Source organism: Paenibacillus sp. FSL F4-0122 (assembly GCF_038002845.1).
Lineage (GTDB): Bacteria > Bacillota > Bacilli > Paenibacillales > Paenibacillaceae > Paenibacillus_AQ > Paenibacillus_AQ odorifer.
The window spans coordinates 3259262-3283611 of the sequence record NZ_JBBODI010000001.1 but is presented as its reverse complement, the minus strand read 5'-3'; the positions used below and the strand labels follow the sequence as shown (position 1 = coordinate 3283611).

Genomic DNA, 24350 nt, shown 5'->3' with positions numbered 1-24350 from the left:
GAGCCACACCCATACTCTTTAACCATATTCGGGTTTGGACTATAAAGCGGAAGAGAAACCCACGTCAAGCGTGGGTTTCCTTTTTTAAAAGGCTGTAACTCTGAGCATGATGTTACTGCTGTCGTCAAAATCATGGCCATTTTCTTCAATTGGTTAGACATCCGCCTTCCTCTCGGTGATGAACCTAACCGACCACATAGTTAATCGCACCAAATAATTTTGTCACTTCATGTTTGCTTTATTTGAGTTTTTGGATTTCTTCGTTACTTGTTTCCAACGGACCTAAGATTTATTTAAATCATATTACCCTACTTGGAAATTTGAGAGGCTTTATTTATTTGGTAATTGTCCTTAAAAGATTTAAGTCAACCTTGTTCACTCTTTAGTTAGTAAACAATAGCCCTTTTTCAACCTTTACAAAAAGTCAGTAGTTTATTCATTATAAGAATATGTTACTACTAAAATGATTGATGTAATCTCTCTACTGTGTTGATAGACATAAATAATTTTAAAGATAATACTATCGTGTTACTCCCAAAAGCATATATAAGGAAATTTATGATTTTAAGACTTTTTCAATTATCTTAAATTAACTATTTACTTATTGGGTTTACACAATTACTATTTATTTCTAGGAGGAGTATAGTTGTTTATATGAACGGAATATAAAAATTCGTTTTGATCACAGGTTTATGAGGCATTCATATGAAAACTTATACAACTAAAGCAGATGTTTAGATCATGTATAATAGCATACAACGCTTAATTACTTAAAAAGGGGTTTATTGTATTTTTTTCATAATGCACAATATTAATTGTAAGGAAGGCGAAATGATTTGTCTGACAAGAAAGAATCCTTTATAAAAGGTACTTTGATTTTGGCTGCGGCCGCCCTAATAGCGCGTATACTCGGCATATTTCAGCGAGTACCATTGGAACATATGTTTGATAAAATAGGTAACGCCTCGTTCGTTCAGGCCAATAATGTCTACTTGTTGCTACTAACTCTGGCGACAGCTGGTATTCCCAGCACACTTAGCAAAAAAGTCTCCGAGCTCTATGCACTAGGTCGGCCTAATGAAGCGAAACAGGTATATAGAGCTGCACTATACTTCGCAGCGGTTGTTGGTGTCGTAATGAGTACAGCTTTATACATAGTAGCTCCAGTATATGCGCGGTCTACTGGAGTGCCGGATAGTGTTTTAGCAATAAGAGCCATTGCACCTGCACTCCTATTATTTCCATCAATTGCAATGATGCGGGGATATTTTCAAGGGCGCGGTAATATGACCTCTGGTGGCATATCACAGATTGTTGAGCAGTTCGCCCGTGTTATGACTGCAATTTTACTTGCATTCATTCTTTTACGTCAAGGCTATAGTAATGCAATTATGGCTGCTGGCGCCTCATTTGGAAGCGTGCTAGGCAGCGTTGCTGCCTTTTGCGTAATGATTTATTTTGCTATTAAGTATAGTAATGAGGATACAGCACAGGTACGGGGTCACAATGAAACAGAATTAAAACTCTCACTATGGAGAATATATAAAGATATATTTAGATTATCTATCCCAATTGTATTGGCTTCTATGACTATACAGGCGGTTTATCTGATTGATTCGTCTCTTATTGTACCTCTTTTGGCGGGTCAAATCGGCGAGGGAGAAGCAATACACCTTATAGATATTTTAGGCCAAAAAGCTCAAAGTATCGCCGGTATTCCACCGGTACTTGCCATCGCTCTTAGCACATCGCTGATTCCAGTCATTTCAGCTGCTTATGCCCGACATGACGAACTCTATTTAAAGAATCAGATTATACTGGCGCTTCGTATCGCTATTCTAACAGGTACACCGATTGTACTAACACTTGTGGTCGCGGCATATCCAGTCAATGGCTTACTTTTTAAGACTCCGTCAGGTAGTGAGATGATTGCACTGCTGACTCTAGGAACAATATTTCAAATTACAATGACAACATCAAATTCGATTTTACTTGGGATGGGTAAATCCCGAACTTCAATGTTTTATGTGATGATTGGCATTTTGGTTAAGCTCATCGCTAGCGTTATTCTTAGTCAGTTTTTGGGGATATACGGTATAATCATTGCCACAGGACTCTGCTTCATCATTATTACGATACTCAATTTACGGCTATTGAAGTCGGTTGTACCATTTCAAATACTGGGTGCTAGCTGGGGTTCCTATTTGATATCTGTACTCGTAGCTGGATGTATTGGTCTTGCGCTTAATATATTGGGGCTCATGCTCACTGACATCATGACAACTAGGGTCGCGTATCTACTTACTTGCTTAATAGTCGCAGGCGGTATAATTCTCGTTTATCTACTCCTACTTATTATACTTAGAGTACTAAATCTTAAAGAATTGGAAAGCTACCCACTTGGAGTTCAGCAACTTCTAAAACCTCTCATGAAGCTGCAATTCGGTAGGAGTAAAAGATAGTTGATATAGAGGAAAGCTAACTATGGTCTTTTCCTAATCCAACACCATAATAGTATGAGAGAACTTAACTTGTTATCTTTTCTATGCCACTATAGGTGGATATAGTAGAGAAGGATTATGATGTAAAAGTTAATGGTAGATACTATTTTATCTTGTTCATCTATAGGCTTCTTATATAATTTTTAATGATTCAGCTTTCGCACCTAGAAATTGAGCCTAAATAATTGAGCTCATAAGTGGAACTCAATTATTTACTGATATTACAAATAACATCTCGTTTATCTGGTATCATGGAAGTGTCGAGCAACCTTACCAATAAAAAAAGGGGCCTGACTCTATGTTATTAGCGTCCACTGTCTAAACAGTACTGCTTTTCTAGATCCATTGCCAATCTGCATAACGGAAAAACGTAGCGAGAAAGGTCATTTCTAAATCACACGTTCTTTCAAGTCTAGCAATTCCCCAAATTCTTTTCCTTTGTTCTTCTAAGGAAAGGACTGGTTCGACTCCTGGAAAGTGACAACGGGGCAATTTCTCCTTGCAAAGGTATTATCTTTTAAATCCAGTTCCTTTTGCTTGGCGATGCTATACTTGCCTTAAATCTTCACATCATACGCGTTTTAAATCGCTCAACGCAGAAGCACGGGTGCTCATCATCGATTATTCTGTTTTGAGACCGGAGCAAATCGTGGAACTGTTGACACGTGTATTTGAGCACTTCACAGGTAAATTCAATAGATCGTACCGTTGCTAAATATCTTTGACAATCGCGGCATCTACCGAATTGTAGGGCTGGATTCTCTTCTCTAGTAAACAAATCCCTCGTAATTCTCTTTAATCCCCCCTTTAGCTTCCGGTCCAAATCCATGACTGGCTTTGCAATATCTCTAGTCAGATGTTCCGTACCGGTACTGATACGAACATCTGACTAGAGATATTACATGGATAGTCGGATACAATGCTGCCCATCAATAAGCAGTCCAATCTGATCGAAAAGTTATGTTGTTTAATGGGCTCTATCAGACCGTTCAGTTTCACGGCACTTCTGCTTTGAGATTCTATACTGCAAGAATTCTGTCGCAAAATTCTTAACACAACATTCTACTGGGTTTAACTTTTTTCGGGTAGAACTCCATCCAGGAAAGCTGCAGCCATCCATGCTGCTGAGCCAATTCCACTTAGATTTCGCGCGAAGATGGCTAAATCGCGAAGGCGTGTCAAATGTCAAATATTATTCATACAGCCGTTCACAGATTCTTTCCAATGCGTCTACGAGATTCATTTCATCATGAAGTTCGTAAGGGTGTAGTGGTTTTTTGAACAGAGTTCACCTACGAGAGAAATACGTCGAATCCATAGGATGTATGTTTCATGACAAGTGCGTCATCTTTGGCAGAAGGTAGTAGGATTTAGGATATGGATAATTTGGATGAGGACAAGCATAAGCCATATTCCCAAATATCGGAATCTTTAAACTTAAAGCACTGTCGTTATTCTCTAAGTGGGTTATGCAACTCGCAGACCGAAGTCCATTTCACCGAAGACTGTGAAAAAAACGTAAATCTACTAGAACACCAATGTGACTAGGGCATACTCCTAAATTAGCGGGTCTAACTGCTACGAAGAGTTCAAAACAGTAAGTGGAATATGCAAGAAGTGCTTTTCTCCAAAGGCTTTGAAGTGAGGATTTTTTGCGGTGTTTAACGGTTATCCCACTTCTCTCTCTCTACCACACTTTTGAATAGAATATCGGACAGAACTGTTTGTAGTTCAGCGATAAGTCTCAAGATAATTATACTTTCCCAAATAAAAATACAGAGCCGATTTTAGCGGCTCCGTACTTAAAGTAATACAGGAGTAAAACTATCATCTTCCTTTTACAACATAGTTGACTGTAGATAATTCAGTGAATAACTAAACAGTAAAAGGGACTAACTATATAGGTTGAACTAAAGAATTCCCACTACCTTATCTGACTTCACGCCGCGATGATTGCCTGTTGTCCAAATAACACGTTGCTTACCTTTTTCAAACCATGTTCGTTGCAGGGCCTGATAATCACAGATCATGCTTTCATCTTCAAACAAAAAATGATCAGTTTCGCTATTTCCAACCATTTTTAAAGCTGGGAACATTTCTTCGACAAACTGTTTCTGTTTGTCAGGGTCTGCAGCAGCAAGGGTATATGTGAGCTTCGTATAGCTCATATTCATATGTCCCATGAGCTTAGGACGCCGCGCAACGAGTATTGGCAGCCGTACGTCCGCTCGATGTAGTCTGCAATGAGTTGTAATGTCCAATTGAATCTGGCAGTGAAGACGTCTGCCAGTACTTGGCTGACGATAACGCGCTTTAACTCGTCGCGTTGATCTTTTGTCAATCGCGGGGATCGCCCCGGCGATAACCGCATGATGAGGCCGAGAATTCCTGCCTTTTCATAAGCATGAATGTAGTTGCGAATTGTTTTCTCAGAATGACACGTAATCGTAGCGATTTAGCTTATAGACATTCCCATTAATCGCTAAACGAATAGTCTGAAGTCGCTCGTATGTTCGACGATCCTTTGTTGACTTCAGTCGTTCTTCAATGGCTGACAGGGCTTCGTGTTTTTCCATCCCATTCACCGCCTCATCAAGGATCTTTCTAAGTTCGACAGTGATTGGGTGAGAGCCTGCCGGATACTCGAAAATCACTGATTCAATCTATATAGATCCAACACTCAGAGGCAAGCTACGAAACTCCTCATCGTTGTTATCTTTATACATCGACAACTGTGAGTTAAACATTTCTGCATATTTACCATTCTTTCTTAAAAGTGAATCATGATCTCCTTGTTCAATCAACTTACCATTCTCTAATACAATTATTTCATCAACGAAGCGACAACATGCTAATCTATGAGTAACAATTATAGCAGTTTTACTATCTGTAATAGAAAGGATATCTTTTATTATTTCCATCTCCATTATTGGATCAATCGCGGACGTGGGCTCATCTAATATTAATAAATTGGCTTCACTAATTAGACATCTTCCAAGTGCTACTTTTTGCCACTGCCCACCTGATAAATCTCTTCCTTTTTCAAAATATGCTCCTAACATAGCATCTAAATGAAGATCCATCTGTTTATCAGATTTGTTTAACCTTAATCTATTTAATGTTTTCTCTAAAAATAAGTCATCATCTATTTTTGATATATTTCCAAAACTTAAGTTTTCCCTTAAAGTCATATTATATTTAATGAAATCTTGAAATAATGTGGTAATATTGCTCCGAAGTGAGTATTTGTCTATTTCGTTTATGCTAATATTATTATAGTTAATGTCACCTTCAGGTATTTCGTAAAGACCTGCAAGACATTTAGCCAAAGTACTTTTCCCAGCACCATTCTCCCCTACAATAGCGATTTTTTTACCCCCATAAATATTAAAGCAGATATTTTGCAACGTATAGTTTTCATTATTCGGATACTTGAAATTCAAATTTTTCACTTCAATACATGATATAGGTTCATTCAATTGAACATCACTAGCTCTTGTCTCTTCTTTGAGATTTAGAAAAGAATAATAGTCCATCGCATATCTTGCAGTTTGAGAAATTTTTGAAATGGAAGTAGCAAGTTCTCTTACTTGATTACTTGAGGATGTTACCGCTTGAGAAACTGCTACAAATCCTCCAATTGTTAAACGACCCAAAATACTACTAAAAACTGTAATCGACAGTATTAGAAGATTGATAACAATATTCATTCCATATAATAATAAATTAATAAATTCTGTTTTTATCTGCAAATTATATTTCTGATTTGAAAACACCCAAAATAACTTCTCCCATTTATCAATCAAATACCTACTTTGATTAAATATCTTAATTTCTTTAATTACTGGTTTATCCTTAAGAATTGAATAAAAGTATTCCATTTTTCTTTCTGTTGGTATTAGACTCATTGACAAGTTATATTCTCTCTTGCCAATTTTTAAATTTTGTATAAGTACTGGTATAAATATAAGTACTAAAGTAAATATAAGAATAAAATGAATTTTCATCAGTACAAATATTAGCAATGTTAAAGTAATACTATTCTTTATTATTAAAAGTATTAGATCAATAACCTCAAACGCTTTCTTTCCCGCGCCATTACTAATTCTTTCAAAGTCATTAAAAAACTCAGGGTCTTCAAAATTACTGAATGATAATTTCTGCACTTTTTCGATGAATGCACTATCAACTAAAAACGAGACTTTGTTATCAATTTTAGTTCTTACTAAATTAGATAAAGATGAAATAATAGTAATAATAAGAGAAAATAAAACTTGTAAGGCCAAAATTGTTAGTAGTGGTTTTATAATGTTTTTGTTTGTCAAAACTTCTGAAACAGAGTTAATCATTTTGGTAGTAATTGATAATTGAATTAATGGAGTAACTCCATCTACTAGGTAGAAAATTAACTTCATCAAAAAAAGTATAGGGAAGTTTTTTAGAATAGTTGGATATGTATTTTTCACAATATATAAAACTGTCTTCAAGCAAAACAACTCCAGTAGATGATCTTAGATTATGTTAAAAATAATTACCAATGTAAGTTATTTGAAATAATACAGGGCACTTCCAGAGTATATTACGTAAAATTCACTTTGAGAAAACATCATAGAGATTAACGAAATTATTTCAAATTAATTAATGTTATGAAATTTGTCTTTTTTCTAGAGAAACTGTATCAAATTTTGTATAATTCCTCCAATGATTAACTTAATATGTCTAATTTCAATTCTACCAGTACATCAATTAGCATTTGATATTTAAACATGAAAAATATACACAACAATATCCTATGTCTTTTTTAAATTTAATTCTTACAGTAACAATCAACGCTCTCGCCTTTAGTTAAATAGCCTTTCGTGTCTAAAATTGTAAGATCATTGGATATCTTGACCATCTATATGCTATTTTAATATCTCTGTTAATGTTGATATGTCATAACATATCTCACTCATTAAAATTTCCTTTTCTTGATTAACTTTATAAATATAAGGTGTCACTGGAATAGGTAAACTCTCTTTTAACTTTGAATAATCTGCTCGATAAACTTTTTTGAAACAACTCCTTAATTCAGCTATGAATTCTAACTCACCTTCTATTAGAATAAGCACATCAAAGTATCCATTAATTTTTAGATAATCCAAAACTTCTATACAAGTTTCACACGAACTAGATAAAATAAAAATTATTTCCGAGTCTTCCATTACCTCATATAGAGAATTCAGATCGTCAATAAAAGCATCTGGAAGTATATCCCCTACACCCAAAGGGTTGCTTTTACTCATTATTTTTTCTAATAGTTTATTTTTCATTAAATTCTCCCGATCATAAAATCCTATTTTCAAAATGTATTACACTTAAATTCCCAATTAATAGTTCTAAACATTCGATGAACTGTAATATGTCGCTTTCTTGCGTATTGGTACCAAAACTAACTCTTACACTACTTGAGGCAACTCTATCATTTTTACCCATTGAGGATAATACTCGACTTTTACTAGAAGTCGACGAACATGCTGATTGAGAAGATATAGTTATCCCATGTTTATCAAAAAAATTTAGTATTACAGGAGATGTTAATTCAGGAAATGAAAAATTGATAATGTGAGGGACTGAAAGCGGGATAGGAGGACTATTGATAAAAAGCCCTTGCATCTTACTGATTCGAGAGTAAAGATACTGATTAAATGCTGTAACTTTTTTATTTTCAGCTTCAAAATTATCTATAGTCTCCTTAATTGCCTCGGTGAACGCAGCTATTAAAGGAACGTTTAGGGTTCCAGGTCTGTTCCCAAACTCTTGATCTCCCCCAAACATTAAAGGTGCCAAATCAATATCTGACTTTTTAATTAGTAAACCAATACCCTTTGGTCCACCTATTTTATGTGCAGATATTGTATACAAGTCTATACCTTCAAATGAAATTTTGGTTTTGCCAACTGCCTGGGCTCCATCAACATGAAAACATACACTAGGATATTCACTAATTAACTTTGCAATTTCAGAAACCGGCTGTATTACCCCTGTCTCATTATTAACATGCATCACACTCAGCAATACAGTATCTTTAGTTATTTCTGTTTTTAACATTTCCATATCAATAATTCCGTATTCATCAACTGGTAAATAAGAAACTTTAACTCCTTGCAACTCCATTTTTTTGTAGACATTCAAAACAGATGAATGTTCTGTAGTAGGCACAATAATATGAAGAGTATTTTTACTTTTTTCAATATTATTAACTATACCTGTTATTGCTAAATTATTTGATTCTGTTGCACCTGATGTAAAAATAATATTATCGCTATTTACTCCTAAGTAACCTGCAATAATACCTCTAGAATTTTCCACTAAATCATTAGCATCAAATCCCATCCGATGTAATGATGAGGGATTTGCGTAAATATCTCCTGAAACTTCTATTAATGTATTTAAAACTTTTTTATGCATAGGAGTTGAAGCACTGTAATCAAGATAAACCCCCATGATAATCCCTCCTTAAATTCCTTTTTTTTCACACCACTGCTTATATTGTCAGAATATCATTTTTCACTTGTCGAAAACCTTATTTTAATACAAGGTATTCGACAAAATGTTTATTGTTGTTGGAGAAAATTGCTCAGGCAACTAGAACAAAGTAATTAATCATTTAATATACAGATACGATGCTAGTTTGCTAACTAGCTTAGACAATTTAATTACTGCTTTGATCAGTCGGAGTCTTCTTCAGCTGAAGAATACAGTCTATTATTTAAATTAATCAATGATTTTATTATTATGATTGTAAAAATTTACCTAAAATAGGTGTGTAATATGCATTTGACACATTAAAAGAATTATGATAATTTTTTCTACATCCTAAAATTTAGAATAAATGGATTACATTAATGAAAAGAGGTGACGTTTTTTGTTGAAAAATCTTTTTCGAATTAATGAAAATGTACTAATCGATTTTGATGACTCGTCATTACTTAAAGATGGGTTGAAAATGGCTTTATCAAGATTAGAATTAAGACTTCTAATTTTACTCACAAACTCTATAGGTGAGACTCTGGATAAGAAAAAAATAATAAAATATGTGTGGACATCAGAAGAATATTCAAAAAATCAAGATACTGAACTATATGTATTAGTACATAGGCTACGCAAAAAAATAGAAGATAATTGTAATGAACCACGATTTTTAATCAAAGTCTGTGGACAGGGCTACTTATTAAAAGCAGACAATCTAAACGCATATGTAAGTAATAATTCTAATAGATTTTAAATAAACTCGCATAAATGGTATTAAAGAATAGAAAGTTCACAATTTAAAAGTAATGACAATGACTAAATAGATTGAACTTGAAAATTAAAATTATAAGAAGATAGGCGGAGGGCAATTTTGGAACTATAAGAGTGGTAGTTTTCTTCCGCCTTTGTTTGCGGATTTCAAACCCAAACAGCAATATTATTCAAGAAATCTGAAGGGCCGACCGGAGGTCCAAATAGTCAAGCTCAATTCTTAATTGGGAGAATCAAAGTTCAATCTATAAGCTAATAGGTAGTTGGTTACTTGTTATTTAACAATGAGGAGGAAAAAAAATGAACAATGACCGTTTATTCAAAAAAACATCTATTGAGAGCTTGTTCACTAATGATCAACCCACTAATGTATTTGAAGAATTTAAATACATAATTTATCTATCAATACACTGCATAAGATGTATTAATATACTTGGAGAATTTGAGAACCATCAAGACTTAGAATTCGATAGTAATATGTGTATTTTGATTGATTGCGATGAATCAGAAATATTACTAATAGAGAAACTTTACAAAATACCAATACCCATTTTCTGCTTAGCATACCACAAAAAATATGTTAAATACTTACAAAATTTCACCCCCCCCCATCTAATTGACACATCAAATTTTCCGAATTTAGCAGGAAATAAAATAAATAGTTTCAAAGAAATCAACTGTATAATTTTGAATTCTCGCATTTTACCTTTGTCATAAATATTTTCTTATTACATTATTTAGAGCGTGTCTTCAAAATATAAATTAGTCCTAAATCAGGGTAAAATACATCTATGAAAAGACGATACGAAAAACGTAACGAACAATGGGAACGAATCAAAGATTTGCTTCCACCCGAATAAATAAGACAGGGTGGATAAATTGAAAAAAACAATAAACCGATGTTGAATTCTATTTTTTGGGGTAGATCGTTTCGGTAGGCCTTGGCGGGTTTGCCGGACTACTATCCATCTTGAAAAACGGTGGATACCTGGTTTCGTTGCTGGCAGATGGCCGGCGTATGAGGTGTTTTAACTTGTATCGCACTCCATCAATTTGAAAATATTATGATTGATACCACCGTCGTCTGTGCTCACCAGCACTGACGATGGAGGCAAAAGGGGGCAGCAATTTTAGGCTATTGGCCGCTCCAGAGGTGGACTAATCACTAAAATTCATGCGATTGTCGACGCTTTGCCCACTCATTGCGTGTTGAACTTATGTCTGGAAATCGACATGATTGCGTCAAAGGCTATGAAATGCTGCAAAACATGGATCTATCCGGAAAAACCGATTTAGCCGAACGTGGTTATGACTTAAATAACTTTTTGAATCTGATTCAAGAGCAGTAAGCCAGCGCTGTCATTCCCAACCATAACATCGTAAAGTTCAATGCAAATGTGATTGGTGACTTTATATAGGACATCATTTGGTGGAATTCTTCTCTGTTTTGAGATGCGAAAAGAAGGAATCAATGCATGCTTTATCTAGGTAGACTGCTTTGCAAGAGCTGCTACATTTGACGCCGTATGCCTCTAATCGTGTGTTGTACGCCTGAGACTTTTATTGGAGCCCTTGGTCGAATGGAGTACGGCTTCCGAGAAGTCTCCTTTTCGTGTCCACTGTTCTACCTACCGTATCTTGGACCAGTTTCACATCGTTACGGTTGGAAATTTACCAAGCGACAAACTCATTGTTAAATAGATCTTGAATCTCGGACAGGTAATAAAAATGGGTGCCATCCGAGATATATGTAGTATCGGTGATGAGCTTCTGTTGAGGAAAGGTAGCATGAAACTTACGCTTCAATCGGTTAGGATACACCACGGATGGGGTAGAGTTGGAGCGAGTTCGTTTCTTTCGGATCACCGATTGGATCGATAATCCTTTCATGATCCGCCTAATTTTTTTGATATTGACGAGATAGCCTGCTTCACATAGAGTTGTCTGCATTCGGGGGTATCCTAAGTAGGGATTTACAATGTGAATGGCTACCATGTGAACTTTAATTTCATGATCTCGAGCGTGTATATCGCCCTGCCGTGACCCCGTGGCTCGCCACTTGTAATAACTGGCCCGATGCCCTGCAATAGCTAATAAGCGTGTAGGTCACGCAGTTCCTCTATGGCTGGTAATTGTCCTGTGGTCTCAATTTCTCTCCCACTATAAATTAATATTTCCTCTTGTTTACTCACTCGTTCTTAGGTTTTCAACCGTGGACTTTTTGAGAGTTGGAGAAGTCACGTAAGGATGACATTATTTTCTGGCGAAGTCGGTAGCAGGAATAGAGCTTGGGGATTCATCCCCAACCCACAAACTGGTTGTTATGATCGCACCTTGGATATTCACACCTGACTCTTAATGGCTTACCCTCCCATGTCACGCGGGGTCTTTGCCCTTTCATTCCTTCGTTCGACCTCTCAAGATGTGGACGCCGTATCTTACTCCTTTACAGGGTCGTTTCTCTTATGGAAATGATTCCTGCGACTGCTCCGTGCTTCCTTTGTCCTGGTTCTTTTCTTCCGGTGAGAAACGTGATTTCCGTTTTACTTAAGCTGCCATCTGAATCTGGGACTGACGTACCGGCCCTAAAACGTCGTTTGCATCGTATGGAATGTGCAGAGTCCCGAGCATATGCAGGTCAAGTATGAGTTTCCCGCACAAGGCCACAAGGGATTGCCTTTTCTTCAGTGGATTTTGGCTTCACTTCGTGAAGTACTGTTGCATTACCTTGAACTTCGCGTTCTTTGCTACCATAGCATCACCGCCCGAAACAGCAGGGCCCGAAGCCTTGCTGTTTCGGGCGGTGATGCTCGACTTGCCCTTTATCTTTCCAAAACTGTACTCTTTTAGATTCAGTTCGGCCAGCCTGATAATCTGCTGTCCATGCTCGTAACCGCTCAGATCTCCGACTTTCGCTAGAAACCCTGCCAAGGTGACCACAGCCACGCTCGGTACGGTGAGCATTGCCTTCGTTCTTGTTATTTGCACAAGTAGACGTTCCATCTCGGCCATAACCTCTTCGAGTTGTCTGGCGAACATGTCGCACTGCCCCGAAAGCGCTTTAATCTCTATCTTTGCTGCGGTAAGCCCTTTGGTAAGCCACATGAAACTTCTACGGTTTCGACCAGTTGTTTAGTTCTTTTTGTCCCTACAGCGCGTTTCACGTCTTTCTTCCAGCGTTCCACAATGCCTTCTGTTCCTAGCTCCACGATTTCACCTAGAGCCGGAAACTCGCCTAGCGTAATGAATGAGGCTTTACCTTTCCAATCCTTAAATACCTGCGGATACTCTGGGAAGAAGCGATCCTGCCAGTTCTGCACCCCCTTTTCACCTTCTTTTTTTGTTCCCTCGAAATAATTCATTACAGGATTGGGTACTTCTTGATGCTATATGGTGAAAATAATTTCTCTTAAAAAAACAATAGCCTAATCCTTCAATTTTGTTTGAAAGGATCGGCTATTGTAATTACACCTTACAAATACATAAATATAAAAGAAACCTATTCTAATCCTAAAAAAATCTCATCACGGAGTTGGCGGAAGTGGACCAAATCCATCACTGCAACACTCTCCAGTCCCTACTTCATTACAAGTAATCGTTTGATAATCATATGACCCGAGGTAGAAACAATGTGCCCATTCATATCGAACTTTATAATACTCAGATTTACAAACTTTACTACCATACCTACATGCATACCCTACACCATTATTCTGTGTAACTGACGTCCAACTGCACGAACAAGCCATTTCACACACTCCCAACATTAGTTTTATTTATATAGAAGTTCGGAATCGAACTATCTACCAACTTAACTATTACTATATGCCCTTAAAGTAAAGTGGTATAATCTTGAAAACAAAGTAAAGCAATAGACTCATACTGATTTCATGTAAAATCAAAGTTAACAAAATACTAATTGCCGAAAGAAGTTCGCAAGCACTCGATATTCGGTCATCAGAAACTCGATATCTTTGTATCTACCCGAAGCAATGTAAATGTGTCAGTTCCGAATGTTTCCACAAAAGGACATGACTTCACTTCAGTTACTGAAAAAGAACTTGCCAAACAATATGTTAAATTACCAAACGCCCTCGCTAATCTCTTGTATAGAAGTGCGCTCACGAAGTCCTCATGGAAGAACTGTCAATTTCAGCTTGATCATTCGTTAGTAAATATTTCAAAATAATATTTTAGAGAGTTTCATATTATTTTATTATTCCTTACACTTACATCTTAATTCTCCCTATCTATCCTATTTGATACTAAAGGTTTTATTTGTATTTCTAATCCGTCATAATTTGGATATACACCTGCCGAAACAATTCCCCCAAATTTATCAACCATAAAAACCCAAGGTGCTAGAGCCCCATAATTTAAGCTCTCATCTACAGCACCAATTTCACACAGCTCTATAGGAAAATGCAACTTGTATTTTTCAACTATTTTCTTAAGTCCTTCTTCATTTGATTGCAAAAGCATATAATGGTTAAATTCTTTATAATTATGACTAAACTCTTGAACAATTTCAAAATTGCATGCTGTACACGAATCACTCATAATGTAAATTACAGTTCCATTAATTGTTTTATGTATCCATTCAAAATTCAGTTGTTCATCTAGTTGATTTCGTTTTATAGTAGATGGAAAAAACTTGCCGAGTTCATAAGAGAATCCTTTGCTCTTTTTCAAAAACTTCCTATGTTCATACATTTGCAAACACCCACTTTGAGGTTTTCTCCTGTTGTCATTAATAAACAACCAGGGAATAAAAAGATATTATCAGAATATACGAAATTACATGCTTATTCGGTAAAAATCCCAGAAACCATATTTACTTATTTGCTCTTGATAAAAAAGTGGAATCTAAGATACAAAACAATTCATCTGTTACTGAATAAATTTAATAGGTACATGACTATTAAACTCCATACAAATCACCTCCTTTCAAAGCACTAAGCTTTACAAAATAAATTACACTTCGAACCTTTCCAGATGAATTATTGAGGACATCTTCACTACTAAAATTATTTTTAAACTAACTGATTTAATAGATATAGAAAAAATGCACTTCGAAATCGTTTGATAGCTAACGACTAGGTCTTCAACTTGTTATTTTGAATCTCACCCATTCATAAAAGCAACCTTTTTATATCATTTCCTCTCTATATCAAAGCAATTATTCAATAAATATTGTTTAAAATCATTAAGATTATGAATAACTCCTCCACCAATTACCTTATTCGTGTCATCAGCAAAGATCATATATGGAAATTTTTTTGCTGAGAAGGTCATTTCCATTTCATTTTCTTTCATTGCAATGACTGGGAACTCCCAATTAAAATAATCGGCAATTTCTTTGTGATCAATCTCATCTCCAGTTGAAAAAAACACAATAGTTGCAGAGTATATTTCTTGAATTCGATTTATATGCGGCATTAAATCGATACAAGCTAGGCAATGCAAAGAAGTGAAAATCAGTATTTTTTTTCCTGAAAGATTATATAATTTAAACGACTCCCCGTTCCAGTTTGCAAGTTGAATATTAGGAAGTAATAGCCCTGCCTTTAGTTCCTGATTCATATACCTCTTCGCCATTTCCGACATTGTCAATGTCTCCTCTATTAGATTTTAGATACCAATCACTCTGCTGACTCCACATTTGACTATAAGTACCTTTTTTTTCCATCAACTGATAATGTGTTCCTCTTTCAACTATTTCCCCTTCTTTCATCACCCATATTTGATCAGCTTTACGTGCCATTCCTATACGGTGTGAAATAATGAACATAGTTTTATCCCATTTAAATTCCATAATTTTATTATAAATGTCTATTTCACTTAAAGGATCAAGCGATGCAGTCGGCTCATCTAATACAAGCACATCATCATCCCGCAATAATATCCGTGCCAGAGCAAGTCGCTGCCACTGCCCACCTGATAGATTAATTGCATTATCAGAAAGATAGCCAAGCTGTGTATCAAGCCCATTTGGGAAGTCACTTTCTTTAAACCCTAATAAATTTAAAATATCAAGAATTTGAACATCATCGTTCACTTCTTCTCTTCTACCAATAGTAACGTTTTCTCGTATCGAACCCATGTAACGAATAAAATCTTGAAATACAGCCCCAGTTCTATCCCATAATTTATTCGTATCCATCTTATTAATACCTACATTATCATAATAAATATCACCTTTTTGAAGACGATATAATCCTAGTATCAGTTTTACAAGAGTAGATTTACCTGCTGCATTATCTCCTAAAATAACAACTTTTTCGCCTTTATAAACAGTTCCGCTAATCCCTTGAAGAGCAGGTTTTTCACGATTAGGATAACAGAAAGTTATATTTTCGAGTCGTAGTTCATGGTCAAGTCGAAAGGTTCGTAATTCTTCCATACATTTTTGTTTAGGTACTATACTCATTGATTCAATATTTTCTATATACTTAGTATTTTCAATCAGCGCAGCTAAACGTTGAATCGTTAATTGGAGACTTACGTCTGCTGCTCCGACAGACATTGTCAAAGAAATATAGTCACCAGTCGAAAGCGCTCCATGCGAAATAAGATATACAATAATAAAACTAGCAATAGCAGTACTTATACTTGATAATGCATACTCAGTGGCATTCAACTTATTCTCCATTTTTTCAAGTACCAGTTGTTTATCTAAGGCATTGTTTTTTTTTAGAAACCACTGATCTTTAAAATAATTTACTGACTTGAATAGAGAAAGCTCTTTTTGATTTTCACTACCTAACAGCAAATGATATAAATATTCGTACTCTCTTGAATTTCGTTCAATTCCACTTCTTATTTCTACACGAAATCTAATAATACGATATTGTATTATTCCTTTAATGAAACTGACAAGTAACACAATCAAAGCCAATATCCAGTAAGAAAAAAATAAATACGATAAATTTATTCCCATTGAAAGTACGTTTTGAACCAATATAATTAAAGTTTGATAAGTATCATAAAATTTTCCTATTCCATAAGTCCAAAGCTGCAAGTTACCTTTAAATCGCGGATCTTCCTTTCTAAGGATATCCATAGAAGCAACAGACTCAATTAGTTCTTTTTGCGTATTAATGGTGAATCGATGTGAAAGTATATTATTTAAATGAGATTTAAATATATTCAATAATGAGCTGCCAAATTGTATTAATAGCAGAATAGATATAAATAAAATAACTGTGTAAAAATTCATGTGAGAAATACTATTTACTATTTTCCCCATTAGAATAGCATTTAGATTTGATTGAGAAGCTAAAATTATACTTATAAGTGCACTTATAACTACCTTTCCTTTTGAAAATTTATAAACTTTCGCAAACGAAGAAAAAGATAAGAATACAGTTTGTATAATTTTATTATTCATTTATTTGCCTTTCTACTTTAGATTACTTATCCTTCACCTATTGGACTACGTTATAATATTTAAAATTATTTTGTAAAAATTTCAATAGATTGTATAACATCAATAATTTTTTAGAGGACCGATTATCTAGCTTTTCTATGAAGGCCTCGTGAGCGAATAACTACCAGTGCGCTTCATTTTTTCACATTAAAATCCAAGCCATTCATGGAGATGATATTGCATAATAATCTTAGAAACTTGTGTTAAAACATTTTATCCATAAGGAGTTGAACCGCTTTAATCATCATTACCATGAAATTTCCTCCTTTGTTCTTTACTTTTTTCAATTAATTACAACATTATCATTTTTACGCTGTCGAAAACCTTGTTTTCAGTCAAGTTAATCGACAATTTAGGACGGACTCCCTCTCGTTCCCTTTATTAGGCGAATCGGTTAAGTTTCGTTTTTATTTGAGCCCCTCTTTAACCGCAGGGTAAGCTCCTTGAACTTTTACCTTCCTAAAATTCAATAATAAAATGCTGATATTCTCTTTTTCATATCCCATACGCATCTGGCAGCCACACTAAAGAAAACACCTTGACAGGCATAAAGCCAACCAAGGTGTTGTAAAAACATTTAAGCCTAGATTACCGGAAAATTATACCTGGTTAGGAACATTCACCCCAGGTTCATATAGTTATCCTTTTTTTTTGGTAACCTCGCCAAGCCGGCGCTGGCGCCTTGGTTGTTCAAAACATTCGATGATATCTAACTCGTCTAAAACTTCCTGTATGGTATAGTTTTTGAATAAGTTTTGATAAGTTTGGTCAGACATTGATTTTTTTATGTACGAAAGGTAGATGAGTGCAACAAATTGGACAATACCTCCCAGATTCTCTTCTGAGGATACAAAGGGTGCGCGCATATTCAAGCGTTCTTTTAAATTACCAAAGACTTTCTCAATGACATCTTTGGAACGATAAATTTCAAGGGCTTCGAGCGGATCCTTTACGCCATTGGATATCATGGCAAAATAACCGTAGTTCTTTTCAGCGGCGTCAATAGCTTCTTGTTTTGGGGTGAGCGAAACGCCCCTGACCGGTGTTTCGTTTACCTCGTAATACTTGGTATATAGTTTCTCATGCAAACAATTTACTCTTTTAATGGATCAAGTATTTCAAAAAATTTGAATTTTGAGGATCGGATCAAGGCGCGCTCCTGTTCCGTTCTTCCATCTTTATCATAGGTCAGAAACTACCGTTCAACCGATAACATTATTAAGGTCGCTAATCGCATAATGCAGAATACCGCAAATAGGAACGAGCTGATTGTCAAGTTACATAATGAAGGCGATAAAGTTACCTTGGTTCATGCCACTTCAATGCAACTTGCAGCCGACTATATTGCTACCAAAGTACTCATTATCCCTGAAACAGAGAATATTAAGCCTCATGAAGTTTGTATCCTTGTTAGGAAAGATACCGAATTTTCGCCTCAGGGATTAATCGTATTGGAAGCTTTGAAAATACTGGGCCTAAACGTTAGTTAAATCAGGTTTAACAAGACGTTGGACGAGGGCACCTTCTGAGGGATCAATAAAAAGAAGGCTTCTTACTTCAATCGCAAACTTTTCTTTAGGGGTTTGATTAAGAAGAAATAAGTAATTCAAAAACAAAATCTCCATCCGTTTTGGAGATTAAATTTGCAATCCATACTTCCCACAATTGATCTTGCTCTCCCTGCAATACCATTTGATTCTCAGCAGGATAGAGCGAGACGGCCTTAATGCTTGGGTGCTCAGACAATAGCCACTTTTATCTGACCATTTTGCATTAATCTAAGCCCTTGCTACACAAAGAAATTTTTGATATAAAAAAGGACTTCACCCCAACTTGGAGAAGTTTTTTTGGTGACGAAACCAAAAAACTCAAGAGGAGGAAGCCCCCTTTGAATATTCTCCAAGAAAGTCTATTTTCCTTTGAGGAACTTTAAAAAATTGAATCCAAAGAACGACCGCCTATCTTCTTCAGCGGTCTAACTTACGACTATATGCGAGACGATTGAGAAATCCCTCACCCCGAGGAGCGAATGGACACTGTCGCCAAGGCATTCCTCGTGCTTTACTCGCGGCTCCTCTGGAGAACATTGATACGTTTACAGGCTTGCAGTGCAGACAGGAGTTTGACCTTCGTTTTCGTTACCAATGTGGGATTCGACTGGATATCTCCGCCCCTTCGATTTCCATGTTAAACCGAGTCTTTGCCAAGCTGAATCACAAGGCCTTGCCCAGCAGTTGTTTGAGGATCTTGTGGCTCAGTGCCAAGCAATTGGAATCATCGACGGAACTCATATCGCCATCGATAGCGCAGCCATACATGCCTACGAAAAAAAAGAACCCAAGCGAAAAGCGAACTCACCGGCAATGCCAACTGGGGCGCAAAGTTTGATACCTTTGGCAACAAAGTCAAGTGGTTTGGCTATAAGCTGCATCTTGCCGTCGATGCAAAGAGTGAACTTCCGATAGCGCTTAAGGTGACACCTGCTCATGTGAACGATGGAGACGAAGGGCCTGTGCTCATGATGCTTGTCGCTAAGAAATCCAAAACACAAAATTCTTCATGCTGGGTGCGGGCTATGACCAAATGAAAAATTACGAGGCAGCCCGGAACGTCAAGGCACAAGCCATTATTCCGCTGAATGCTCGAAATGAAAAGAAGCCACCAACAGGGATTACTCGCAAAGGCACTCCTGTTGCTCAATGAGCTTTTCCATAACGTATTGGGGACAAGAGAAGAACTATTTCAAATTCCGTTGTCCGCATGCTATAGATCAAGTGAATTGCCCTTTAGGTATTGCTGCTTGTTCGTCCTCCAATTATGGAATGGTAGTCAAAATTAACAGTCAAACGGATCTTCGGCGCTTGCCCTACCGCATCGATAAAGTCGAGGTTGGAAGGAACTTTACAATAAACGAACCAGTGTGGAACGTTGCAATTCTCGAATCAAAACCTATTTGACCGCAGACCAGCTCCATATTTGGGGGATTCAAAAAGTGAAAACTCACCAATATTTGAATGCCATTGTGTTACTTGCTTCTGCTCTTGCTGTAGCGATGCAACGAGTCCAAAACGCCGCTTAAAAAATTCCAATTTTATAAAAATTCTGCCTGTCTGCCCATTTATAGCTCAACTCTCACAAAACAGAGATTTCGCTTCGTCCTGACCATGACTCTGAATTGAAAATTGAATTATGCAAAATACTCATCTATAAAAAAGAAATATTTAAATCCCTCATTTTCATATACTTCTTTTCTCTTCTTAATAAATGAATTGTAAGCCTCAACTTGTTTCTTCCCTGTTATATAATCAACAACCCAGATATCCCCGTTAGGAAAATAAATTAATAAGTCGGGGATAATCTTTAATGACTTACGATAACTGTAACCTTCTTGGAGCTCTACATGATGAATTTTAAGTTGTCCTTCTAAATAAGTCCTGAGTATTGTTTTGCCTAAGCGGTGAGGATGCTCATCCTCTTCTTCTTTAATTTGCTTAGTATATCGTCCATAATTTTCTGAACTGGGACATCCTTCTCCCAGATGCTAGAAATGAAATTTATCCTGTCGTAAAACCATACTGACTGGCTGTTCACAACAGATACATGTAAATGTCTTCTTATCAGAATGTATTCGATATTTTGATTCCAGTGTTTTGACAATTTGGTTATATACAACTTGTTGCTCTTCGAACGAGCGTCTTTCTTCTTCCAAATAGATTGAATCATTTATAAGATAGGCGACTTCCATATCCCCCACTCCTTTCTACATATTTTAACAGTCATACAAAATAAAAAACTATATAAAATAGCGCGCATCCCTAAACTCTGGAATACGCGCCAGTATAATTTTATTATTACTAAAGTTAATCTCATGGACCATAGAAAGATAGTCTGTTTAAAGATACTTTTCAAAATACAGAGATAGTGAATATCAACCTTAACTTCGTGCTATTCTTCTAACGTTCTTTCATCAATGAGGTTATTTTACAAAACGCAGATTACTTGATTTTATTTATTGTTAGCTTCACCTGCCGCCATACACTTGAAAATGGAATGATTTTACCTTTTGCATATGTGAAACTCAGAAACATCATTACAGTAAAAAATGTGTACCCGTACATTTCAAAATACTTGTGAACTGACACTGTAAGACCTACGTAGACCATCAGTATGACAGTATGTCGAATAAACTCCTCCATCTTCTCATCCATTAAAAATCGCTCCTTCAAACATATAGATTCCGAATAAAAAAAGCACTTCAATGTGGCATATTCCATGCCTACATTGAAGTGCTTCTCCAATTGTTATATTCGGTTATTATTATATTAGTCAAAAATATCATAGTTGTCTACTCTTATGGCATTAACAAATAGTTGGGCGGGTTTTGAAGAAAACTGATCTGAAGACTATGCTATGCCCCCAATCACCCTTTTACTCGAAAGAGTGTTGAAGCTATACAGGAATATTGTATTATTCGCAGCTGCTAATGGTGGTGGTGACCAACGCACTGACATTCGTTGTAGGCTCGACCATGGTCCAGGAAAAAGCTTCCGGATTACAAACGGAAATCCTATGTTCATAAATTGGAGCAGTAAGCATTGAAGAACAGATTGTAGGATACAGCAGTCAAGGCCATCCTACTTTAGATCCCCATAAACTCAACTTTTGTTCAATAGCATGTTTTACAGGATCTCATCAAAGTGATTCGGGTACTTCGGCAGCAACACCTATTGTCGCTGGAACAATCGCCTTACTCAAGCTTTCCTTACAACAGAAGACATCAAAACACTCATTAGAAATACAGCAAAGATATTGACGGACAAGGTTGGAACACTGCAACAAGATAGGTGTGTCCCACCTCTCAAAGCATATAAAACCTTTCAGTCCCATTTGGTGTTCACTAAATATCTAAAAACAACAGGTCGCTAAAAAACAGCGGTCTGTACTTTTATATCTTATAGTGAGAAGAAATGATGAATAAATTATTGTGTGTATCAGGCTGGTTTGATGGCAGGATATATGTTGTGTCATCGGGAATATGAAGAGCTATTATGGATTTAATAATAAACTCCAAATAAACATCCTGATTCATCTGTATCTGTTAATAGCACAGGAACTATGGAGTCTGACACTTCCTCTCTCACGCTCTCAGGTAAAGCGTCAGAATTCAAAGTAACTATATATTGGAAACCATCCTCAATAGATTTATCTTTACCAAACCTCAACGCTTCAGCTATTTGTCTTTCATCCACCGGATCAAAAAGAGTACTATCATGTATTAAAATATCCATTTTTCTTCCTAAATACTTTGACATTTGAATTAACATCATATCAAAACAATAAATTAACATACTATTAATCCCGGTACTATTTTGATTTCTGGATACCATCTCAATATCGTATCGACCATTTGTTGTTTGTCCTATATGTAATTGAGCTATAGAGTTATATAAAGAACTAGAAACCTCTTCGACTAATAAAATCGCATGGCGTTTAGTGTTAAAATGCTCTTCTAAAGATTGATTAATCTCAATAATTAGCCTTTGTTCTTCTATTTTCAGCTTTGCTGCTTCCTCACGCATATTATTCATGAAATTTTGTTGTTTTTGGTACATATCTAGTTTATTTACAAGTTCATTCATTTCTGATTGTAATAGCGAATATTGTTCAAGAGCTCCGTGTGTATTTAAAATCATCATCTTTTTAGATTGCTCCAAAGAAAGCTCATGGATTAATTTATCTCTACTTTTTACAGCTTCTTCATAATGCTCTAATTCTTCATGCAAATATTTTTTCCTATTTGAAACTAATTGCTTATGAAATATTTTAGCTTCATCAAATTTCTTTATTAGAATATCAGGCATTTGAATTTTAACTTCATCGTATAATTCTGTTATATTTAAATCTGTAATATTTTTTTCACTTTCTGACGCATTAATTAATTCAGTTATAATCTGTCTGTCAACAAAATTTTGATTACTTAGCTCTGCTATTTTTTTAGCATAACTATTAGCATCAATTTCGATTTCTTTGTACTGAGGGTGGATCTGGAAATTTTCAAGATCCTTCTTGCACTTTGATATTCTAACAGTCAGAATTGTAATTTCAGTATCTAAATTTATCCCATCATTCATAATCTTATTATAAGAATCTGTTTTAATAGCTTTTTTTAGATCAATCATTTCTTTTTTCTTTTCCTCAAGTTGCTTATAACTGATTGCTAAGCTTGTGTCTAATCCAAGTAAATATGACAGTGCAATTTGAGTGAGATGCACATTCTGTGATTTGAAATATTTTGTCGCTTCTAAAAATCCACCGTCTCTAGTTAACCTAGAAAAGTATGGAAATAATGATCGGAATTTTAAATGAGCTTCCAATATTGCATCTCTATGATTTAAATTAAATAAATATTCGCCTAAAAATTCATTCCATTCAGTAATTTTCAGTTTAATATTCACATCGCCGAATTTCTTTTCAAAAAAGCTTCCCTTCTCACACTGTATATACAAAAAATTCGATTCAGATCCACGTCGTTTCACTATATATAGCTTATCTTTTAAGTCTATATCCATAATGAAAAATTCATCTTTAAATTGATCCATTTTAAAGATACTATTCTTTGTACAACTACTACCATATAAAAAATGAATAATCTCAATAAACGTAGTTTTCCCCAGCCCGTTTCGAGTGTCTTTTACAGTTGACCTTTGAGTTATATCAGCTAATAAAATATTTAGTCCTTCATGAAGCTCTATTGTATTAAACGTGCTTAATGTGCTATATATCTTCCTAATCATTTCTTGCCCTCCACATTAAATCATCCTCATATTCAATTGCACCAATAATGTATAAAAAGTCTATTGCTAAAATGAAAGTATCAAACTGAATTCTGATCTTTCCATTTGTGTCAGATTCCTGAATTTGAATATATGATTTCCATGCTGTACTAATCGTACGAGGAGAATTTAATATGGAAAGTATTCTAGCCCCAATTTTTATAATTGATTTATCTTCATGCAAATTTTTAGTGGGTGTCAACACGATCCCAACCCCCTCCTTATTAACCAACTGAATGTCACTCTTATATCTGCTTTTTTTCATTATAACTTGTTCTAGCTCTATGTAACATTCATTGTACA

The 24350-nt window shown here is 35.6% G+C and carries 20 protein-coding genes and 3 pseudogenes; 7 read left to right on the top strand and 16 right to left on the bottom strand.

Going from position 1 to position 24350, the window contains the following annotated elements; translation table 11 throughout:
• Positions 1-836 precede the first annotated feature (836 nt).
• Entirely contained in the window at positions 837-2462 is a 1626-nt protein-coding gene (locus MHH49_RS14265; protein WP_036685467.1) for a putative polysaccharide biosynthesis protein, read from the top strand.
• Positions 2463-4411: 1949 nt separating this feature from the next.
• Here MHH49_RS14265 and MHH49_RS14260 read toward each other — a convergent pair.
• The 6 genes from MHH49_RS14260 to MHH49_RS14240 all read right to left on the bottom strand — a co-directional run bounded on the left by MHH49_RS14260 (position 4412) and on the right by MHH49_RS14240 (position 8987).
• Entirely contained in the window at positions 4412-4669 is a 258-nt protein-coding gene (locus tag MHH49_RS14260; RefSeq protein ID WP_051491388.1) for a hypothetical protein, read from the bottom strand.
• A 2-nt stretch (positions 4670-4671) separates the two neighbouring features.
• The gene (locus MHH49_RS31190; RefSeq protein ID WP_370511229.1) at positions 4672-4923 is read right to left on the bottom strand and encodes a helix-turn-helix domain-containing protein; all 252 of its coding nucleotides are present in this window, start codon (positions 4921-4923) and stop codon (positions 4672-4674) included.
• Between the two features lie 7 nt (positions 4924-4930).
• Complete coding sequence (locus tag MHH49_RS14255; protein WP_155986599.1) at positions 4931-5077, bottom strand: hypothetical protein; 147 nt, start codon at positions 5075-5077, stop codon at positions 4931-4933.
• A gap of 87 nt (positions 5078-5164) precedes the next feature.
• Positions 5165-6988, bottom strand: coding sequence for an ABC transporter ATP-binding protein (locus MHH49_RS14250; protein WP_036685468.1), 1824 nt, complete (start codon positions 6986-6988; stop codon positions 5165-5167).
• Between the two features lie 417 nt (positions 6989-7405).
• Positions 7406-7813: a hypothetical protein gene (locus tag MHH49_RS14245; RefSeq protein ID WP_036685470.1), complete on the bottom strand. Its 408-nt coding sequence runs from the start codon at positions 7811-7813 to the stop codon at positions 7406-7408.
• Between the two features lie 13 nt (positions 7814-7826).
• Complete coding sequence (locus tag MHH49_RS14240; protein ID WP_036685473.1) at positions 7827-8987, bottom strand: cysteine desulfurase family protein; 1161 nt, start codon at positions 8985-8987, stop codon at positions 7827-7829.
• Positions 8988-9408: 421 nt separating this feature from the next.
• Between MHH49_RS14240 and MHH49_RS14235 the strand changes: the two genes are divergently transcribed.
• The 3 genes from MHH49_RS14235 to MHH49_RS14220 all read left to right on the top strand — a co-directional run bounded on the left by MHH49_RS14235 (position 9409) and on the right by MHH49_RS14220 (position 11134).
• Positions 9409-9768 carry a winged helix-turn-helix domain-containing protein gene (locus MHH49_RS14235; protein ID WP_051491389.1) on the top strand — a complete coding sequence of 120 codons (360 nt, stop codon included), beginning with the start codon at positions 9409-9411 and terminating at the stop codon, positions 9766-9768.
• A gap of 317 nt (positions 9769-10085) precedes the next feature.
• Entirely contained in the window at positions 10086-10502 is a 417-nt protein-coding gene (locus MHH49_RS14230) for a hypothetical protein (protein WP_036685477.1), read from the top strand.
• A gap of 500 nt (positions 10503-11002) precedes the next feature.
• Entirely contained in the window at positions 11003-11134 is a 132-nt protein-coding gene (locus MHH49_RS14220) for a hypothetical protein (protein WP_256715883.1), read from the top strand.
• A 322-nt stretch (positions 11135-11456) separates the two neighbouring features.
• Here MHH49_RS14220 and MHH49_RS14215 read toward each other — a convergent pair whose 3' ends face one another.
• The 7 genes and pseudogenes from MHH49_RS14215 to MHH49_RS14185 all read right to left on the bottom strand — a co-directional run.
• Positions 11457-11792 carry an IS3 family transposase gene (locus tag MHH49_RS14215; protein ID WP_339826082.1) on the bottom strand — a complete coding sequence of 112 codons (336 nt, stop codon included), beginning with the start codon at positions 11790-11792 and terminating at the stop codon, positions 11457-11459.
• 693 nt (positions 11793-12485) lie between these two features.
• Positions 12486-12890 carry a transposase gene (locus MHH49_RS14210; RefSeq protein WP_249267742.1) on the bottom strand — a complete coding sequence of 135 codons (405 nt, stop codon included), beginning with the start codon at positions 12888-12890 and terminating at the stop codon, positions 12486-12488.
• Positions 12854-13147 carry a hypothetical protein gene (locus tag MHH49_RS14205; RefSeq protein ID WP_051491392.1) on the bottom strand — a complete coding sequence of 98 codons (294 nt, stop codon included), beginning with the start codon at positions 13145-13147 and terminating at the stop codon, positions 12854-12856. The genes MHH49_RS14210 and MHH49_RS14205 overlap by 37 nt, the downstream gene beginning before the upstream one ends.
• 874 nt (positions 13148-14021) lie before the next feature.
• Positions 14022-14477 carry a hypothetical protein gene (locus tag MHH49_RS14200; protein WP_141118548.1) on the bottom strand — a complete coding sequence of 152 codons (456 nt, stop codon included), beginning with the start codon at positions 14475-14477 and terminating at the stop codon, positions 14022-14024.
• A gap of 462 nt (positions 14478-14939) precedes the next feature.
• Positions 14940-15392 carry a TlpA family protein disulfide reductase gene (locus MHH49_RS14195; RefSeq protein ID WP_051491393.1) on the bottom strand — a complete coding sequence of 151 codons (453 nt, stop codon included), beginning with the start codon at positions 15390-15392 and terminating at the stop codon, positions 14940-14942.
• Entirely contained in the window at positions 15331-17175 is a 1845-nt protein-coding gene (locus MHH49_RS14190) for an ABC transporter ATP-binding protein (protein ID WP_036685482.1), read from the bottom strand. The genes MHH49_RS14195 and MHH49_RS14190 overlap by 62 nt, the downstream gene beginning before the upstream one ends.
• Before the next feature lie 677 nt (positions 17176-17852).
• A pseudogene (locus MHH49_RS14185) lies at positions 17853-18299 on the bottom strand (IS1634 family transposase); the annotation flags it as partial.
• 117 nt (positions 18300-18416) lie between these two features.
• Here MHH49_RS14185 and MHH49_RS31185 point away from each other — a divergent pair.
• Together MHH49_RS31185 and MHH49_RS14180 are read left to right on the top strand one after the other, a co-directional pair.
• Positions 18417-18704: pseudogene (locus tag MHH49_RS31185) on the top strand (3'-5' exonuclease); the annotation flags it as partial.
• Between the two features lie 446 nt (positions 18705-19150).
• Positions 19151-20293: pseudogene (locus MHH49_RS14180) on the top strand (transposase).
• Between the two features lie 916 nt (positions 20294-21209).
• Here the strand turns inward: MHH49_RS14180 and MHH49_RS14175 are convergent.
• Positions 21210-21422: a hypothetical protein gene (locus MHH49_RS14175; RefSeq protein WP_036685490.1), complete on the bottom strand. Its 213-nt coding sequence runs from the start codon at positions 21420-21422 to the stop codon at positions 21210-21212.
• A gap of 371 nt (positions 21423-21793) precedes the next feature.
• Between MHH49_RS14175 and MHH49_RS31180 the strand changes: the two genes are divergently transcribed.
• Positions 21794-22027: a S8 family serine peptidase gene (locus MHH49_RS31180; RefSeq protein WP_076098847.1), complete on the top strand. Its 234-nt coding sequence runs from the start codon at positions 21794-21796 to the stop codon at positions 22025-22027.
• A 241-nt stretch (positions 22028-22268) separates the two neighbouring features.
• On the opposite strand, the gene MHH49_RS14170 is transcribed toward MHH49_RS31180, so the two are convergent.
• The gene (locus MHH49_RS14170) at positions 22269-24008 is read right to left on the bottom strand and encodes a DUF2326 domain-containing protein (protein ID WP_036685493.1); all 1740 of its coding nucleotides are present in this window, start codon (positions 24006-24008) and stop codon (positions 22269-22271) included.
• The gene (locus tag MHH49_RS14165; protein WP_141118549.1) at positions 24001-24252 is read right to left on the bottom strand and encodes an ABC-three component system middle component 6; all 252 of its coding nucleotides are present in this window, start codon (positions 24250-24252) and stop codon (positions 24001-24003) included. Before MHH49_RS14165 ends, MHH49_RS14170 begins: the two co-directional genes overlap by 8 nt.
• Between the last annotated feature and the right edge of the window lie 98 nt (positions 24253-24350).